A 17,015-nucleotide genomic window follows, 5' to 3' on the forward strand; every position below is an offset into this window, starting at 1 on the left:
GGCAATCCCATCCGCTGCTGAGAACCTTTTTCACATGGTGTCCACCGACGCGCCCATGCTCGCCCGCCCCACCGCCCGACCGGCCCTGCCGAGCGCGCCGCTGGACGTCACCGAGGCCTGGCTGCGCAACCGTCGCCTCTCCGAGCACACCCGCGACGCGTACCGGCGCGACGTCGCCGCCTTCCTCGGCTGGTGCGCGGGACACGACCTGGACCCGCTGCGGGCCACGTTCCTGCACGTCAACGAGTACGCCCGCACGCTGGAGTCCACCCTCGTGGCCCGCAGCGGCCGACCGTTGACCCCGGCGACCGTGGCACGCCGACTCTCCGCCCTGTCGAGCTGGTACGACTTCCTCGTCAAGCTCGGTGGCGTACCCGCCAACCCGGTCTCCGGCGCGGACCGCCCCCGCGTCGACCGGGACCACTCCGCCACCATCGGACTCACCCCCGAGGAGGTGGACGCCCTGCTCACCGCCGCCGACGCCGAGACCGGCCCGACGGCGGCCCGCAGCCGGGCGGCCATCGCGCTCCTGGCCGACCTGGGCCTGCGGGTCGGGGAACTGGTCTCGCTGGACCTGACCGACCTCGGTACCGAACGCGGGCACCGCAGCGTGCGGTTCGTCGGCAAGGGCGGCAAGCAGCGCCGCCGCGCCCTCACGCCGGGCACCGCGTACGCCCTCGACGCGTACCTGGCCCAGCGGGCCGCCGCCGCCGGCGTGCCGGTGACCCACCTGACCGGGCCGCTGCTGGTCACCGCCAGCGGCGCACGACTCGACCGGCACTCCGTGTTCCGGATGGTCCGCCGCCTCGCCCGGGCCGCCGGCATCCCGGCGTGGGCGCGACTGTCCCCGCACTCGCTGCGACACGCGTTCGCCACCACCGCCCGCTCCGAGGGCGTCCCCCTGGAAGACGTGCAGGACGCCATGGGGCACGCCGACCCGCGCACCACCCGCCGCTACGACCGGGACCGGCACAACCTCGACCGCGACCCGGCGTACGCGGTGTGGGCCGCCCGGTCGCGTCGGCGCGGCTGACCGTCGTACCCCCGCCCTACGGTCGGGGGATGAGACACGGCCTGGAGATCCCCTGCGGCGGCGACGACCTCGACGTCGCCACCCTCGTCGAGCTGGGTGAGCTGGCCGAGCGCGCCGGCTGGGACGGGGTGTTCCTGGAGGACTACGTCATCCACCACTGCGGCGACGACCCGTCCACGTACGACCCGTGGCTGATGCTCACGGCGATCGCCGGGCGTACCGAGCGGGTGCGCCTCGGCACCGCGGTCACGGCGCTGCCCCGTCGGCGTCCGGCGAAGCTGGCCCGCGAGGTGTTGACCCTCGACCACCTGAGCGCCGGCCGGGCCACGGTTGCCGTCGGTGTCGGTGACCCCGCTGACCGGGGCCTGGCCGCGTTCGGCGAGCCGACGGAGGTAGCCGTGCGCGCCGCGATGCTCGACGAGGGTCTGGACCTGCTGACCGGCCTGCTCAGCGGTGAGCGGATCGAGCACCACGGCACCCACTACCGCGCCGAGCAGGTGGCGCTGCGGCCACCGCCCGTGCAGTCGCCCCGGGTGCCGGTCTGGGTCGGCGGCAGCACCCAGGCCGGGGCGGTGCGGCGTCGCGCGGCACGCGCCGACGGCATCGTGCCCTACAAGCTGACCGACACCGACGGCTGGGCCGACTTCACCCCCGACGAGGTTCACGAGCTGGCAGCGGCCATGCCGCCGACCCGGGCCGACGGCCAGCCGTTCGACGTGGCGATCGGCGGGCGACGCCGCCGCCCGGACGAGCGCGCCGAACGGGCCTACCTCGGGGAGTTGGCCGCCGCCGGGGCGACCTGGTGGCTGGAGTACGTGCCGGTCGGCGACCCGGCGGCGATGCGCGACGCGGTGGCCCGCGGCCCGCTGCTCTGAGCACCGCAGGCCAGCCCAGCGCCGACGCGCGGGTCCGGCCGGGTGTCACCCCGGCCGGCGGCCGCGCGTCGGCTCCGGCGGCGGCTGCGCGTGAGCCCGCGCGGCCGACGCCGGAGCGGTGTCGCCTCAGCCCTGCGGTCGGCGGCAGAGGCAGAACGGCTGCCCGATCGGGTCGAGCAGCACCACCCACGTCTCGCCGGGCTGGAACTCCGGCTTCGACGCGCCCGCGGCCACGAACTCCTTCTCGGCCACGGCCAGATCGTCGACGTAGAGGTCGAGGTGGTACCGCTTCTGCCCGGCCGAATCCGGCCAGGCCGGCGGTTGGTAGCCCTCGACGAGGCCGAACCCGATGGACACGCCGCCGTTGCGGATCATGGCGTACTCGGCTTGGCTGTGGGTGATCTCCCAGCCCAACGCCCGGTGGTAGAAGGCGGCGTGCGCGGCAGGGTCGGAGCTGTCCAGGTTGACCATCGCGAGGTCGGCGGTTGTCGTCATGCGTGCAGTCTGCGCCGGTGTACCTGCCAACTCCTGTCAGGTACGTCGACTTTTCTCGACGCCGGCGACCGTCACCCCCGCTCCCGTCGACCGGTCAGCAGAGCAGGTCCAGGTGATGGTGGGCGTCCTCGGCGATGTCCTCGTGCCGCAGCCACCGCCGCGCCCACAGCCGGGCCGCCAGCTCCGCCTGCTCGTCACCCCAGGCGGCGTGCTCCACGAGCAGCGCGGCGGTCAGCGCGTACGCCAGACGCAGCGCCAGCGCACGGGCACCGGCGATGACCGTCGCCGCGCCCGGGTCGGCCGTCACCGCGACGATGGTGTCGCGGAGCTGCCCGGCGACCGTGGCCAGGGTGTCGGCCAGCGCGGGCGACAGCGGCCGGGCCAGGTCGACGGCGGCCGACAGCCGTCGCAGCAGCGGCGACCCGGCGTCCTCCCGGGTCAACGCGCGCAGCACGTCCAGGGACAGGACGTTTGTGGTGCCCTCCCAGATCGGCAGCACCTGCGCGTCGCGCAGCAGCCGGGGCACCCCGGTGTCCTCCACATACCCGGCGCCGCCGAAGCTCTCCACGTACTCGCTGGCGGAGCTGACGGCGAGCCGGCCGGTGGCGAGCTTGGCCAGCGGCGCGACGATGCGCAGCTCCGCGACCGCCTCCGGGTCGGCGCCGACCTCCACCCGCCCGAGCAGCGCGAACGCGTGCCCGGCCAGGGCGAACGCGCCCGCCGCGTCGACCGCAAGGGTGCCGAGCGTGGCGCGGTGCAGGGGCGAGGACGACAGCGGGCCCCCCGCGACGTGCCGCGCGTCGGCGAACGCGCGGGCGTAGGCGAGCCCCCGTCGCATCCCGCCGGCAGCGGCGGCGGCGTTGTGCACCCGGGTCACCACGACCAGCGTCATGGCCCGGACCAGGCCGGGCACCGCCGGGTCGCCCAACGGCACCGCGTACGCGTCGCGCAGGCCGATCTCGGCGGTCGGCAGCGCCCGGGTGCCGAGCTTGTCCTTGAGCCGGTGCACGACGACACCGGGAGCGGGCGCGTCCGGTGCCGCGCCGGTGGCCAGCGGCGAGTCGACCGCGTAGCGGGGTACAAGGAACGGAGCGAGCACCCGGCTGCCCCGCCCGGCGCCCTCGGGACGGGCCAGCGCCACCGCCATCGCCGCGTCGGCCGCGGAGCAGAACCACTTCTCCCCGGTCAGCCGCCACGAACCGTCCGCCGCCGGCCGGCCGATCGTGCTGGAGCGGCCCAGGTCCGAGCCGCCCTGCGACTCGGTCATCCACTGCCCGCTGGTGATCGCGGTGTCCGGATCGGTGGAGGTCAACCGGGGCAGCCACGCGTCGCGGACACCCGCGTCGACGTCGGGCAGGCTGAGCAGCGCCGCCGCGCCGTCGGCCATCGCCACCGGGCAGGAGAACGTCGCCGACTCCGGCCCGTACAGGTGCAGCAGCGCATGCTGCACCACCCGCGCGGCAGCGCCCCAGGTGCCCCGCGCGTCGGGCAGGTAGGGCAGCGCCACCACCGCGTGCCGGGCGGCGGCGGCCCGCTGCGCCTGCCAACCGGCGGACACCTCGATGCGGTCGACGCGGGCGCCCCACGGGTCGTACCGGACCAGCGTCGGCGGGTGCGCCTCGGCATCGGCGTGCGCCGCGCGCAGCGGCCCGCTCACATCGGCGGCCAGGTCGGCCAGGCGGCCCTTCGCGGCGGCGTGACCGGCCGCCCCGAGGTGACGCTCCAGCCAGGACCGCAGCAGGGCATCACCGGCGTACGGGTCGGCAGGGGGTGGTACCGGCTGCACGAAGCGGCTCATCGATCGGCTCCCTGACGCTACGGGGGTGTGCGCCGACGGTAGACGATGCGTCGCCGCACCGAAAGAAGGCCCAGTTTCCGGCTTGCCATGCCTCACCGCGACGGCTTTCTCTACGGTCGGTAGTCGTGGGTGCCGGCCAGTCGTGGAGCCGACCGGCCCGGCGGCGCCGCCCGATGCGTGCCGGGCTGGTCTTCGCCGGGTTCGGCATGGCGCTGTGCTGCGTCGGAGTCGCCGGACTGGGAGCGTGGAACCTGCAGACCGTGCGGCAGGCCGCCGGCCCGATCCGGGAGACCGCCGACGGGTTCCTCAGCGAGGTGTCCCTGGGTGACAGCGATCGTGCGTACGAGCGGCTGTGCGCCGACGCCCGGACCCGGTGGAGCGCGATCGGGTTCACCAGTTGGGTGCGGACCCCGCCCATGGTGACCGACTACGAGATCACCGACGTGTCGGTGTCCACCAAGGGTGGGCGTCCGCGCGGCACGGTGACCGTGAAGGTGACCCGCGCCGGCGGCATCAGCGAGGAACGCCGCCTGCCGGTGGTCCGCGAGGGCGGCGACTGGCGGGTGTGCGGTGACCCCTTCTGAGCCGCCGGCCCCGGAGCTGGCGCACCCCCGGCTCTTGCGCCGGCGGCAGGGCGTCGAGCCGACCACCTCGACCGAGTTGTTCTTCGACCTGGTCTTCATCTTCACGATCACCCAGGTGTCGCACTACCTGATCGCGCACCCGGACTGGCGTGGCGCAGCCCGCACCGCGCTGCTGTTGGCGCTGGTCTGGTTCGTCTGGGTCTACACCACCTGGGTGACCAACTGGCTGCAACCGGACCAGGGCCCGGTACGGGCGATGCTGATCGGGGTGACGCTGGGCAGCCTGCTGTTGTCGGCGACGATCCCACAGGCGTTCGCCGGGATGGGTCTGCTCTTCGCGGTGGTCTACGTCAGCGTGCAGGTGGGCCGGACCGCGTTCGCGTTGTGGGCGGCGCAGGGCAATCCGTGGCTGGTCGACGGGTTCCAGAAGTCGTTGCCCTGGATCGCCGCCACGTCGGTGCTCGTGGTGGTCGGCGGCCTGCTCGACACCCCGGCCCGGGAGGTGGTGTGGACGGCCGTGATCGTGCTCGAGGTGGTGGGCCTGTCGACCGGCTACCCCCTGCCGGGGCGTGCACGCAGCCGCCCGGAGCGGTGGATGGTGGAGGGTGGGCACCTGGCGGAGCGCTGCGCGGCGTTCGTGCTCATCGCGCTCGGCGAGTCGATCCTGGTCACCGGCAACACCCTGACGTCACACGTGGACGTGGTGCGCCTCGGCGCGTTCGGTGTGGCGTTCGCCGGCTCGGTGGCGCTGTGGTGGGTGTACTTCGCGCGGTCCGCCCCGGCCGCCGCGGAGGTCGTCGCCCGCGCGGGCACGCGTACCGGGGCGCTGGGCCGGCTCGCGTTCAACTACCTGCACCCGGTGATGGTCGCCGGCATCGTCGTCACCTCGGCCGGCGACGAACGGCTGCTGCACGCTCCGGGCGCGACGGCCACCACGGTCACCGCCCTGTTCACCCTGGCCGGCCCGGCGCTGTTCCTCGCCGGGCACGCCGCCTACGAGGCGGTGCTGTGGCGGGCGCTGCCCACCAGCCGGATCGCCGCTGTGGTGGTGCTGCTGGCCCTGATACCGGCCTGCGTGGGTCTGGGCGCCACGGTGGTGACCTGCGCGGCGCTGGCAACGGCGGTGACCGTCGCGGTGATCATGGCGGATCGCCTGCGGGCCCGGCGGGGCACGTCGTGAGCCGGCCGGCGCACCCGCAGTTGCTGCGTCCCCGCCGCGGGGTGGAGCGGACCACGTCCACCGAATTGTTCTTCGACCTGGTCTACGTCTTCACGATCACCCAGTTGTCCCAGTACCTCAGCGCGCACCTCGACTGGCCGGGTGTGGGGCGTACCGCGGTGCTGCTGGGCATGGTCTGGCTGGTCTGGATCTACACCGTGTGGATGGGCAACTGGCTACGCCCGGACCGCGCGCCGGTGCGCGCCACGCTGCTGGTGGTGACGCTGGGCAGTCTGCTGCTCGCGGCGGCGTTGCCCACCGCGTTCGGCGGCGACGGTCTGCTCTTCGCCGGAGCGCACGCGGTGGTGCAGATCGGTCGGACGGTCTTCGCCATGTGGGCGATCCGCGGCCAGCCGTACGTCAGTGACAGTTTCCGCCAGTGCGTCGTCTGGATCACCGCCACCGGGTTGTTGGCTCTCGTCGGCGGCCTGGTGGACCCCCCAGCCCGCGAGGTGATCTGGATCGGTGTGATCGCCGTCGACGCGCTCGGGTTGGCCACCGGATTCCCGGTGCCCGGCATGGGCCGCAGCACCCCGGAACGTTGGGAGGTCGAGGGTGGGCACCTGGCCGAACGCTGCCAGGCGTTCGTCCTCATCGCGCTGGGGGAGTCGATCCTCATCACCGGCGGCACGTTGACGCAACGCCTGGACCGGGTGGGCATCTTCGCATTCCTGCTCGCCTTCGCGGGATCGGTGGCCCTGTGGTGGGTGTACTTCGACCGGGCGGACACCGTCATGCGAGCCCTGGCCCAGGCCGGTGAACGGGCCGGACGGCTGTCGCGGCTGGTGTTCAACTACCTGCACCCGGTGATGGTGGGCGGCATCGTGATCACCGCGGTCGGCGACGAGCAGTTGCTGCACGCTCCCGGCCACGCGGTCGGCTGGGCGGACGCGCTTGTCGTACTCGGCGGCCCGGCGCTGTTCCTGGCCGGGCACGCCGCCTACCAGCTGGTTCTGGGCTTCGTCGGGGTGGCGGGCCGCGTCACGGCGACGCTGCTGCTGCTCGCGCTGATCCCCGGGACGGTCGCGCTGGCCACGCCGACAGCGGTCACCGCCGGGGCGGCGCTGCTGGTGACGGCCACGGTGATTGTCGCCGACCGGATGTCGGAACGACGGGCGTCTCAGTCGCGGGGGCCCAGGTCGCCGCTGCGGTAGTTCCGCCGCCAGAGCACCTGGTAGCGCACGTCGGCGGTCTCCACGGTGTCGCCGATGACGACCTGTTCACCCTCGCGGACCCGGAGGTGTTGCTGCGGCAGCCCGGCGAGCCCGTCGCGGTGTGCGCCGCGCTGGCGTTGGCGGTGACCGTCGCCGTCATCGTGGCCGACCGGTCGCGGGCCCGGTCCGCCGCCCGAGAGCCGTCTTGACCCCGGCCGGCGGCACTGCGTCGGTTCTCGGACAACGCCACCGTGGGCGGGCCGCACGATGGTTAGCGTGGGGTCACCGGCCCTCCGGGTGGCCTTCCTCGGTGCTCGGCCGAGTGGAGGCGACGTGATGGCAACCGACCGGCGGACCCGACCACAGCGCTGGCTGCTGCTGGTGGCCGCCGCCGGTTACGGCAAGAGCACCGCCCTGGAGGTCATCGGCGGGGACGGTCCGACGGCCTGTCACCGGGCGGCGGATCTGATCGACGCGCTGTCGCACCCGACCAGCCCGTCGGACGCGCACCCGCCCGCCCGGGTCGCCGTGGACGAGGTGTCCGCGCTCACCGGAGACGAGCAACTGGCCCTGGTGCGGCTGTTGGGGGCGCTGCCGGGTCAGCCCGCGGTGACGCTGGCCGCTCGACACCCCCTCGCCGACGCGGCCCGCTGCGCCTGTGCCGGACCCGTGGTGCACCGGGGACCGGAAACCCTCGCCCTCGGTCGGGACCAGGTCGCCCGGATCCTGCGCGACGAACACGCGGTCCCCGACAGTGACCTGGCCTACCTGGTCTACGAGCTGACCGCCGGCTGGCCGGCGTGGGTGCACCTCGCCGGTGACGCGCTCGGCCGCCAGGGCGTCGGCCGGCGGGAGCTGCTCGCGGCCCTGACCGAACCCGGCACCGCCGGCGGGCAGTTCGCCCGCGACGAGATCCTTACCGACCTGCCCGCGCAGGTGGCGCGTCTGCTCGGCGACATCCACCACCTCGACCCGATCAGCGCGCCGCTGTGCGTGGTCATCGACGCCGACGCGCCAGCCGACGCCACCGCGCAGGCGCTGCGGTGGGCGACCCGCACCGGGTTGCTGGTGGCTCACCCCCGCCGGCGGTCCGACCTCACCGCCTCGACGGTGCGGCTGGTACCGGTGCTCGCGGCGGTGCTGGCCCAACAGGAAGGCCGCCCGGACGCCTCGGGCCGCCGCCGGTTGTCCGCCGCCGCCGACTGGTACCTCGCCCACGCGTACCCCCTCGCCGCCGCCCGAGCCCTGCGCGACGCGAACGACACCGCCCGGTGCGCGGCGCTGATCGTCAGCCACGGCGTGGAGATGCTCGCCGGCGGTGGGGCGTCCGACGTCACCGACCTGATCAGCGCGCTGCCGCCGGCCGAGCAGCACCCCGACCTGCAACTGATCCTCGGCGACGCGCTGCGGATGTCCGGCTCGGTGACCTGGGCGTCGCGCGTCTTCGCCCCGCTGCTGGCCCAGGCGGACCACGACCGCCGGTGGCCGGCGCGGCTGCTCTGGCGGGCCGCGATGGTGCCGTACCTGCGGACCGACTACGCCGGCGCGCTCGCGGTGCTCGACCGGGCGGACGCCGCGCCGACGCCCGCCCCACCGGGCCCCGACGACGTCCTGCTGCTGGCCTGCCGCGCCAGCACCCTCGCCCAACTCGGCCGGGTCGACGACGCGGTCACCACCGGGGCCCGCGCGCTCGTCGCCGCCCAGCGAGTGAACGAGGACGCCCCGTTGGCGGCGGCGCACATCGCGGCCGCGCTCACCTCGTCCGGCACCCGCCGCGACGGGCACCTCGCCGACGCCCTCGCCGCGGCCGAACGCGCGGGTGACCTGGTTCAGCAGGCGCGGGTCCTGGTCAACCAGGCGCACTGCCTGCTGCGGGAGGCCCGGTACCCGTCGGCGCTGGCCACCGCGGTACGGGCGGTCCGCGCGGCGGAGCTCGCCGGCCCGCCCGGAGTGCTGGTGACCGCCCTGCACAACGCGGGTGAGGCGCTGGTCCGGCTGGGCCGCTACGACGAGGCGACCCTGCACTTCACCCGGTCCAAACTGGTCTCGCAACGGTTGGGGCTCAACCGGGCGGCCGCCGGGGTCTACGGGTTGGCCGAGGTCAGTCGCCGTCTCGGCCGGCGCGAGGAGGCGCTGGCCGCCTTCGCCGAGGCCGCCGAACTGTCCCGTGACGTGGGGGACCTGCAGGTACGCATCCCGGCGCTGGCCGGCCTGGCCCGGCTGCGCTGCGAGAGCAACGCCGCCGACCTCGACGCCGCCCGTGCCGCCGCCGACGAGGCACACCGGCTGGCGCCGGCGTTCCTGCTCTCCTGCGCGCTGGCCGCGACGGGCTGGGTGGCGTACGCCGAAGGTGACCTGGAGGTGGCCCGGCGGCGGGCGGCCGAAGCGGTACGGGCGGCCCGGACCGGACGGCAGGCCGACGCGTTGGCCGAGGCGTTGGAACTCACCGCCGCGGTCGCCGCCGACCCGGCCGCGAGTCGCGACGCCCTGGTGGAGGCCGGCGCGATCTGGCAGGCGGCGGGCGCAGGTCCGGCCGCCGAACGGACAGTCGTCCTGCTGGGCCGGGTGCCGGGCGCGGACGCCGCGCAGCGCTCGGCGGCGCGGGCCGCGGCCAACCGGTTGCTGGCGCTCGGAATCGAGACGGTCGACGGCCGGCAGTTGTCCGAGCTGTCCGTCGACGGTGGAACCGTCGAGGTGCGGGTGCTCGGCCGGTTCGAAGTCATCGTCGGTGGACGGGAGGTCCCGCTGCCGGCGTGGCGGTCGCGGCAGGCCCGCACGCTGCTGAAGATCCTCGTCACCCGGCGTGGCCGCGCCGTGGGACGGGCCGAGCTGTGCGAACTGCTGTGGCCCGACGACGAGCCGCGGCGCACCGCGCACCGCCTGTCGGTGTTGCTGTCCGCCGTGCGTGCCGTGCTCGACCCGCCCCGGCGGTGGCCCGTCGACCGGTACGTGCGCGCCGACCTGACCGGCGTACGCGTCGACCTGACCCGGGTGGTCGTCGACGCGGAGACCCTGCTGGCCGACGTGCCCCGGGCGGAGCGGCTCGCCCGCGAGGGTGACCCGGCGCAGGCCCGCGCGGTGCTCGCCGACGTGGACGCCGCCTACCGGGGGGACGCCTTCACCGACGAGCCCTACGAGGACTGGGCCGACGGGCTGCGGGAACAGGCCCGCTCGATGTGGTTGCGGGCGCTGCGGGAACTGGCCCGGCAGTACCGGCGCGACGGCGACTCCGACCGGGCCGCGACCACCCTGGTCCGGCTGCTCGACGCCGACTGCTACGACGAGTGGGCGCACCGGGCGCTGGTCGCGACGCTTGTCGGGGCCGGCCGGCACGGGGAGGCCCGGCGGGCGTTCGACAGGTGGGGCGGGGCGATGCGCGCGATCGACGCACCGCCCCCGCACCCGGATGTGCTGCGCGCCAGGGCCGGTCAGCAGGGGTAGAGGTTCTCGTTGCCCGCGTTGGTGTCCACGTACGCGTAGAAGATCACGCTGGCGTCGGGGTTGTCGTCCTGGGCGCAGGTGTCCGCCCCGCCCCCGCCGTCGAAGATGTCGCCGTTGGTGGCAACGCCCCAGACGATGACGCCGGCCTTGCCGATCAGCAGGTCCGCGCCGTGCGACCCGTTGAGATGGTCGTAGCCGTCGAGACCGGCCAGCACGTCGTCGTTCGGACCGCCGACGAGGGTGTCACCGCAGCCCTCACCGAACAGGATGTCGTTGCCGGCGCCGCCGTAGATCGTGTCGACGCCACCGCCGCCGTAGATGGTGTCGTTGCCGCCGAGCCCGTGGATCTCGTCGGGACCGGGACCGCCGTAGATGACGTCGTCGCCCTCGGTGCCCATGATCGGGTCGCCGGCGGTGGTGGCGCACGGGTTCGCGTCCGGGTCGGCGTACGCCGTGCCACCGCCGACGCCGATCAGAGCGCCGCTGACCAGGAGGGCGGCCAGCGCCGCCGCTCGGATACGCATGATGGGACCTCCCGTTCGTGGACCCCGTCCGGAGTCCGGTGACGCCACGGTGACGTCGCCGGCAGGGTCGCAGCCGCCCGTCATCGTGGCGTCAGTACGCCGTCCGCGTCCGCGCCGATGACCGGCCCCTGACGAGGGTGCGGAGTCTGGTCGCAACGCCGTCGTCGATCGTCGACGAGGCAGGGCGGAGGGAATCCAATGAACCGGAAACTGGCTGGTCTGGCAGTGCTGACCAGCGTGGCGGCGGCCACGACGCTGCTCGCGCCGAGCACAGCGGCGCAGGCGTCGGTCGGCCTGTACCGGGTCGCCGCGACGAGCGTCCTGGACGCGACGAACGCCAAGACGATGACCATCTCGTGCAACGGCGTCGACCAGGTGGTCGGCGCGGGTGGACGGATCAACGACGGTCAGGGTGACGTCCTGATGACCCGGGTCTACGCCGACGCGACCCTGCGTACGGTGACGGTGTTCGGGGTGGAGGCCAACGCCACGAACGTGCCCTGGTCGGTGGACGCGTTCGCGGTCTGCGCCCCGGCCGGGGCGGTGTCCGGCCTGCAACTGGTCACCACCACGTCGGCGAGCAACGCGCTGGACAAGGTGGGGATCACCGCCGTGTGCCCGCCGGGCAAGAAGACCTTCGGCGGTGGGTACCGGATCGACAACGCCAACGCAGCGGTGGCGATCGACGAGCTGGCGTTCACCGCGGCGCTCGGTTCGGTGTCGAGCACCGCGTACGTGTTCGGCGCTCCGGGCAACTTCACGTTGCAGACCCAGGCGTTCTGCGCCACCGCGCTGCCGGCGATGGCGTTGACGGAGGCGACGAGCGCGTTCAACGCGAACTCGCCGAAGTCCGTGACGACGCCGGCCTGCCCGGCGGGATCGCAGACCGCCGGGGTCGGCGCGGTGTTGACCGGGCTCTCCGGGGCCGGCTCGGTGGCGACGTTGGTGCCCCGGCCGGCACTGGACACCGCCGAGGCGACCGGACGGGAGATCGTCGCGTTCGCCACGCCGTGGAACATCAGGGCGCAGCAGGTCTGCGTGGGCTGACCCACCCGTACCACGGCCGGCCGTCCCCAGCACGGGGCGGCCGGCCACCGCGTCAGTCGCGGGGGCCGAGGTCGCCGCTGCGGTAGTGCCGCCGGCAGAGCACCTGGTAGCGCACGTCGGCGGTCTCCACGGTGTCGCCGATGACGACCTGTTCGCCCTCGCGGACCACCCGATCGTCGACGACCCGAGCGTTGAGCAGCCCCTCCCGGCCGCACCAGCACAGCACCTCGACCTGGATGCGGGCCACCTCGTCGGCCAACTCGAACAGGCGCTGCGCGGCGGGGAACAGGCAGGACCGGAAGTCGGTGGCGAGGCCGAACGCGAACACGTCCACGTCGTAGCTGTCCACCAACTCGGCCATCTGCTCGACGTGCTCGACGGTGTAGAAGCAGGCCTCGTCGCAGATCAGGTAGTCGACGCGTACCCCGTCGGCCCAGCGGCCGCGCACCAGCGCCCGCAGGTCCAGGTCGTCGGTGACCTCGATGGCCTCGTGGGCCAGGCCGATGCGGGTGGTGACCTGTGGACCCAGCGACCGGTCGATGCGGGTGGTGACCAGGCCTCGGCGGCCCTGCCGGGCGTGGTTGTAGTTCATCTGCAACGCCATCGTGGACTTACCGCAGTCCATCGGCCCCCAGAAGAACTTCAACGCCGCGGCGTGCACCGGCCGCCCGTCGAGCCCGCGCGCGGCCGCGCAGGCGGCGGGAGCGTGCGGCTGGCCGGGGAACGGGTGGGCCAGGCAGGTCGGGGTGGCAGCGGCGTCGTCGGTCACGGTCGGGCAGCCTAGCCGATCGACCGGCCCGGATCTGTCAGGTGCGTCGCACGTGCTCAGAGCACCCGTGGTGGGGTGTTGCCGGCCGCGATGATGGCCCGGCGCATCGGCACCGCCAACAGCAGCAGGAACCCGACCACGAAGAAGCCCACCAGTGAGACCAGGCCCACGCGGTAGGAGGCGGTGAGTTGGAACACGATGCCGAACGCGAGCGGGCCCAGCCAGCTCGTACCCCTGTCGCTGATCTCGTAGAAGCCGTAGTATTCGCCCTCCTTGCCGGCGGGGATGAGCTGGCTGAACAGGGACCGGCTCAGCGCCTGACTGCCCCCCAGGACCAGACCGATGCAGGCGCCGAGCGCCATGAACGGCAGCGGCGCCTCGGCGGGCAGCCAGAACACGCCGAGGATCACACCGGTCCAGAGCACCAGGCTGATCAGCACCGTCTTGCGCGCGCCGATGCGCCGGGCCAGCGCGCCGAGGAGCAACGCGCCGCCGAAGGCGAGGAACTGCACCAGCAGGATCGTGACGATCAGGGTGCTCTGCTCCAGCCGCAGCTCCTCGGTGCCGTACTGGCTGGCCATCGTGATGACGGTCTGGATGCCGTCGTTGAAGACGAGGAACGCGAGCAGGAAGAACAACGTCAGCGGGTACGCCCGGATCTCGCGCAGGGTGTGCCCGAGCTGCCGGAACCCGTCGGTGAGCACGTTGCCCCGCGCGGCCACGGCCGCTGTCACGGGACGGTCGCGCAGCCAGCGCAGCGGCACCAGGGTGAACGCCGCCCACCACACGCCGGCGGACACGATCGACCAGCGGGCCAGGTCCAGGGTGCGCTGCGGGTTGTCGTCCTCGCTGAGCAGGGAGACGGTGGCCAGGTTCACCGCCAGCAGCAGGCCACCGCCGAGGTAGCCGAGCGCCCAGCCACGACTGGAGATGCCGTCCCGTTCGTCCGGGCCGCCGAGCTGCGGCAGGAACGAGTTGTAGACCACGATCGCGGCGCCGAAGGAGATGTTGGCGACCAGGAACAACGCGCCGCCGAGCAGGTACCGGTCGCCGGTGACGAAGGCCATCGCGATGGTCGCCCCGGCGCCGGTGAACGCGGCCCCGCCGAGTAGGCGTTTCTTGTGCGCCGACCGGTCGGCGATCGCCCCGATGACCGGCAGCGCGAACACGGTCAGGAACACCGACAGCGAGATCAGGTACGGGTAGTACGACCCGGCCGCGACCCGGATGCCCAGCGGGTGCACGTACCCGTCGCAGGTGTCCGCGCCCAGCTCGCAGCCGGCGGCCGTCTCGGCGACGGTGGTCAGGAACGGGCCGAGGAACACGGTGATCACCGTGGACTGGAACGCGGAGTTCGCCCAGTCGTAGATGTACCAGCCTCGGCGCTCGCGGGGGGTGCTCGCCGGAGGCGGGGTGTCGGTCACCGTGGGGGTCACGGTCTCGGCCATCGGGGGTTCCTTCGGTGCTGGTCAGGCGGTCCAGTGGCCGCGGCTGCGGTAGACGTCGCGCAGCACGCCGACGTGATCGGTCATGATGCCATCCACGCCACGATCCAGTAAGTCGTGCATCTGGTCCGCATCGTCGATCGTCCAGACGTGCACCTGAAGGCCGAGCCGGTGGCAGTAGTCGACGAATCGGCGGTCCACCACCGGCACCCGCCCGTAGCGGGGCGGCACCTGCGCGGCCACCACCGACGGGGGCAGCCGCAGCGGCCGGCCGTGCAGGGAGGCCAGCCGCAGCCGGGCGACTCCCCGCATGCCGAGGCTGGTGGCGACGCGCCCCTGGGTGAGCGCCCGCAGCCGGGTCAGTCGGGCGTCGCTGAACGAGGCGAGCAGCACCCGGTCGGCCGCGCCGACCCGGGTCAGGGTGGCGACCGTCGGCGCGACGCCGCCGTCGGCCTTCACGTCGATGTTGAAGCGGACCTGCGGCCAGGCGTCCAGCACCTCGTCGAGCCGGGGTACGACGGCGGCGCCGCCGACGCGTACCGAGGCGAGGTCGGCCCAGCTCAGGTCGGCGATGCGCCCCGCCTCACCGGTGACCCGCGCGAGCGTCGGGTCGTGGAAGATCACCGGGACGCCGTCGGCGGTGGCGTGCACGTCGGTCTCCACGTACCGGTAACCGAGCCCGACGGCACGGGCGAACGCCACGGTGGTGTTCTCGTCGCCCTCGGCGGCCCCGCCGCGGTGGGCGAACGCCAGCGGCGCGGGCGCGTCGAGGTAGGCGGATCGGTTGAGCACGCGACGCAGTATGCACGCGGCCGGTGGAGCGCAGGTGGCCTGTCGGCGACATTCGTCCGCGCGGGCCCTGGCGCCCCCGTCACCCCCGTGGGGCGGGAGCGCCAGGGGGCTCACGGGCGCACCACGTACCCGCCGGTGAGGATCGGGTACCGGGGGCGTGGGGGCGCTTCCGGTGGCAGTTCCGTCTCGGGGTCGAGGCAGCCGGTGGGTGGCGGCTGGGTCCCGTTCTGCGTCTGGGCGTCGACGATCACGTCGGGCTGCCGACCACCGTCGATGATCTTGACGTAGTAGCCGTGGTTGCGGACCGGGTCGACGCCGTCGGGCACGATCGCCGTGAACACCGCGACGTTCCCGACCACCCGCAGGCAGGTCACGTCGGCCCGTCCCCGGGCAACCTCGGTGCCGTCCGGCAGCGCATGCCGGTAATGGAACTCGCCACGCGTCGACCCGTCGACGGTCGTGACCGCCGCGACGCCGAACCAGATCCGGTGCCCCACCATGTTGGGCTCGTCGTACACGAAATGCCCCGAGCCGGCGACCAGCGCCACGGGCCTCGGAGGCGACGTCCCGTTCGGCGCGGTGGGCTGCGCCCACACCGTCGTCGACCCGGCGGCGACCAGCGCGACTGTCGCCGCCGATGCCGTCCCGACCCGTGCGTACCAGAGCATGGAAAACTCCCTCGCGTCGATGGCTTGACGCTCTCCAGCCTCGTCGCAGCCCTGATCGCGCTGATCCCCACGCCGAGCCAACCGCCTCCCCTGCCCGGGGGAGCCGTGGGCCCGCGCCGAGGCGGCGCGCGACCCCCGCAGCCCGCGCCGATCTTGCGGTTTGTGTCGCCGTTATGGCCGGATCGGCCCGGTATGTCGCCACAGAAAGTGCAAGATCGCGGGGGTGGGCGGGGCGGGGGTGGGGCGGGGGTGGGCCTCGGGCGCGGGGCTTCAGGGGGTGCGGCGGTGGGTGCGGCTCGTGTCGGTGGGGCGGCCGGGGTCGACGTGGTGGGGGAGGTCGGGTTCGTCGGGGCGCAGGGGAGCGAGGGTGTCGGTGAGGGCGTCGATGATTCGGTCGGTGGCCCGGCGGGCCGCGCCGGGGTGGGCGGCGTTTGACTCGCCCAGGTCGACGGGTTCGCCGAAGTGCACCCGGATCACCGGGCGACGCCACAGGGAGCGGGCGATGCCGGGCAGCATTCCCTTCGGCGTCAGGTAGGGCAGCACCTCGTGCGCGCCCCACTGGGCGACCGGGATGACGGGTGCGCCGCAGGCCAACGCGAGCCGGGCGACGCCGGTCTTGCCGCGTTCGGGCCACATGCCGGGGTCCAGGCCGATGCGTCCCTCGGGGTAGATGAGGATCACCGAGCCGGCCGCGACGGCCTGGGCCGCGTCGTCGAGGGCCTGGTGGACGGCGCTGGTGCCCCGGTCGACCCGGATGTGCCCGACGTGGCGCATGGCGGCGCCGAGCACGGGGGCGCGGAACAGGCCGGCGGTCGCCATGATCCGTGGGGCGATGCCCCGTTCCCGGCAGGCAGCGATCATGACCAGGGGGTCGAACGGGCTGATGTGGTTGGCGGCCAGCACGAGCGGTCCCCGGCGCAGGTGCGCCGGGACGTCGCCGGTGACCTCGAGGCGGGCGAGCAGGGCCACCAGGGCGCGGGCCAGCATGAGGGCGGCCCGCCAGAGCAGTGGTGGCTGCCAGGTCGTCGTGTCCATCAGCGCGCCATCCTCGCACGAGGCGGTGGGGCCGCGAGGGCGAGTGGCCGGAGTGATCAGGGTCATTGGTCCCGGGCCGCTTTGGGCCGCCCGGCCCTGCCCCTTTCTCTACGACGAGCAGTAGTATTTACTACGT

15 protein-coding genes and 1 pseudogene are annotated in these 17,015 nt (G+C 73.9%); 7 read left to right on the top strand and 9 right to left on the bottom strand.

All coding sequences use genetic code 11. The features are described 5' to 3' along the window. Positions 1-34: 34 nt before the first annotated feature. Positions 35-1,033 (top strand): tyrosine-type recombinase/integrase, encoded by a 999-nt coding sequence (locus AB0I89_RS02050; protein ID WP_357118651.1) that lies wholly within the window; start codon positions 35-37, stop codon positions 1,031-1,033. Positions 1,034-1,062: 29 nt separating this feature from the next. Continuing rightward, a complete protein-coding gene (locus tag AB0I89_RS02055) occupies positions 1,063-1,908 on the top strand; it encodes an LLM class flavin-dependent oxidoreductase (RefSeq protein WP_357118654.1) in 846 nt (281 codons plus the stop codon). 126 nt (positions 1,909-2,034) lie between these two features. Here AB0I89_RS02055 and AB0I89_RS02060 read toward each other — a convergent pair whose 3' ends face one another. Further along, positions 2,035-2,403 (bottom strand): VOC family protein, encoded by a 369-nt coding sequence (locus AB0I89_RS02060; RefSeq protein ID WP_357118657.1) that lies wholly within the window; start codon positions 2,401-2,403, stop codon positions 2,035-2,037. Positions 2,404-2,497: 94 nt separating this feature from the next. Continuing rightward, entirely contained in the window at positions 2,498-4,201 is a 1,704-nt protein-coding gene (locus AB0I89_RS02065; protein WP_357118660.1) for an acyl-CoA dehydrogenase family protein, read from the bottom strand. A gap of 173 nt (positions 4,202-4,374) precedes the next feature. Between AB0I89_RS02065 and AB0I89_RS02070 the strand changes: the two genes are divergently transcribed. From AB0I89_RS02070 to AB0I89_RS02080, 3 genes are read left to right on the top strand one after another with little or no spacing between them, the layout of a single operon-like run. Then, entirely contained in the window at positions 4,375-4,785 is a 411-nt protein-coding gene (locus AB0I89_RS02070) for a hypothetical protein (protein ID WP_357119443.1), read from the top strand. Then, the gene (locus tag AB0I89_RS02075) at positions 4,772-5,965 is read left to right on the top strand and encodes a low temperature requirement protein A (protein ID WP_357118663.1); all 1,194 of its coding nucleotides are present in this window, start codon (positions 4,772-4,774) and stop codon (positions 5,963-5,965) included. The genes AB0I89_RS02070 and AB0I89_RS02075 overlap by 14 nt, the downstream gene beginning before the upstream one ends. Beyond that, entirely contained in the window at positions 5,962-7,158 is a 1,197-nt protein-coding gene (locus AB0I89_RS02080; protein ID WP_357118666.1) for a low temperature requirement protein A, read from the top strand. The genes AB0I89_RS02075 and AB0I89_RS02080 overlap by 4 nt, the downstream gene beginning before the upstream one ends. On the opposite strand, the pseudogene AB0I89_RS02085 reads toward AB0I89_RS02080, so the two are convergent. Then, positions 7,125-7,247 (bottom strand): annotated as a pseudogene (locus AB0I89_RS02085) (thymidine kinase); the annotation flags it as partial. The gene AB0I89_RS02080 and the pseudogene AB0I89_RS02085 sit on opposite strands and share 34 nt — an antisense overlap. Before the next feature lie 247 nt (positions 7,248-7,494). Between AB0I89_RS02085 and AB0I89_RS02090 the strand changes: the two are divergent. After that, the gene (locus AB0I89_RS02090) at positions 7,495-10,599 is read left to right on the top strand and encodes a BTAD domain-containing putative transcriptional regulator (protein ID WP_357118669.1); all 3,105 of its coding nucleotides are present in this window, start codon (positions 7,495-7,497) and stop codon (positions 10,597-10,599) included. Here the strand turns inward: AB0I89_RS02090 and AB0I89_RS02095 are convergent. Next, the gene (locus AB0I89_RS02095) at positions 10,587-11,123 is read right to left on the bottom strand and encodes a hypothetical protein (RefSeq protein ID WP_357118672.1); all 537 of its coding nucleotides are present in this window, start codon (positions 11,121-11,123) and stop codon (positions 10,587-10,589) included. The two genes, AB0I89_RS02090 and AB0I89_RS02095, sit on opposite strands and share 13 nt — an antisense overlap. Before the next feature lie 198 nt (positions 11,124-11,321). Between AB0I89_RS02095 and AB0I89_RS02100 the strand changes: the two genes are divergently transcribed. Further along, positions 11,322-12,170 (top strand): hypothetical protein, encoded by an 849-nt coding sequence (locus AB0I89_RS02100; RefSeq protein WP_357118675.1) that lies wholly within the window; start codon positions 11,322-11,324, stop codon positions 12,168-12,170. A 52-nt stretch (positions 12,171-12,222) separates the two neighbouring features. On the opposite strand, the gene AB0I89_RS02105 is transcribed toward AB0I89_RS02100, so the two are convergent. The 5 genes from AB0I89_RS02105 to AB0I89_RS02125 all read right to left on the bottom strand — a co-directional run bounded on the left by AB0I89_RS02105 (position 12,223) and on the right by AB0I89_RS02125 (position 16,879). Then, the gene (locus tag AB0I89_RS02105) at positions 12,223-12,831 is read right to left on the bottom strand and encodes a thymidine kinase (RefSeq protein ID WP_357119446.1); all 609 of its coding nucleotides are present in this window, start codon (positions 12,829-12,831) and stop codon (positions 12,223-12,225) included. Between the two features lie 164 nt (positions 12,832-12,995). Next, positions 12,996-14,387 (bottom strand): MFS transporter, encoded by a 1,392-nt coding sequence (locus AB0I89_RS02110; RefSeq protein WP_357118678.1) that lies wholly within the window; start codon positions 14,385-14,387, stop codon positions 12,996-12,998. A gap of 21 nt (positions 14,388-14,408) precedes the next feature. Next, positions 14,409-15,176: a glycerophosphodiester phosphodiesterase gene (locus AB0I89_RS02115; RefSeq protein ID WP_357118681.1), complete on the bottom strand. Its 768-nt coding sequence runs from the start codon at positions 15,174-15,176 to the stop codon at positions 14,409-14,411. Between the two features lie 110 nt (positions 15,177-15,286). After that, positions 15,287-15,844, bottom strand: a complete 558-nt coding sequence (locus AB0I89_RS02120) for a hypothetical protein (protein WP_357118684.1) — start codon at positions 15,842-15,844, stop codon at positions 15,287-15,289. A 270-nt stretch (positions 15,845-16,114) separates the two neighbouring features. Next, on the bottom strand, positions 16,115-16,879 hold the full coding sequence (locus AB0I89_RS02125; protein ID WP_357118687.1) for a lysophospholipid acyltransferase family protein: 765 nt from the start codon (positions 16,877-16,879) through the stop codon (positions 16,115-16,117). Between the last annotated feature and the right edge of the window lie 136 nt (positions 16,880-17,015).

The sequence above is a fragment of the Micromonospora sp. NPDC049801 genome (assembly GCF_040656575.1).
Taxonomy (GTDB): Bacteria; Actinomycetota; Actinomycetes; order Mycobacteriales; family Micromonosporaceae; genus Micromonospora.